The organism is Anaerovorax odorimutans, from assembly GCF_024459955.1.
Classification (GTDB): Bacteria; Bacillota; Clostridia; order Peptostreptococcales; family Anaerovoracaceae; genus Hominibacterium; species Hominibacterium odorimutans_A.
Window position 1 is genome coordinate 1 of record NZ_JANFXK010000246.1, and the last position, 222, is coordinate 222.

Below are 222 nucleotides of genomic sequence, written 5' to 3' on the forward strand. Positions count from 1 at the left end.
GGGGAAAACGATCGCCGACTCCATCTATGAGCGGCACAATACGCTGATTAAGATCCTCACCCTTCTGGGGGTCAGTGAGAGCACCGCCCGTACGGACGCCTGCAAGATCGAACACGACATCAGCGATGAAACCTTCGATGTATTGAAATAGCACTGTAAAGAAATCTTATAAATTTGTCGGGATTGCTGCTAGGATGACGTTTATAAAAGCATACTATCTTC

The 222-nt window shown here is 46.8% G+C and carries 1 protein-coding gene; it reads left to right on the top strand.

Going from position 1 to position 222, the window contains the following annotated elements:
* Window positions 1-10 precede the first annotated feature (10 nt).
* Window positions 11-151 carry an iron dependent repressor, metal binding and dimerization domain protein gene (locus NE619_RS19430; RefSeq protein WP_256133941.1) on the top strand — a complete coding sequence of 47 codons (141 nt, stop codon included), beginning with the start codon at window positions 11-13 and terminating at the stop codon, window positions 149-151.
* The last annotated feature ends 71 nt before the right edge of the window (window positions 152-222 follow it).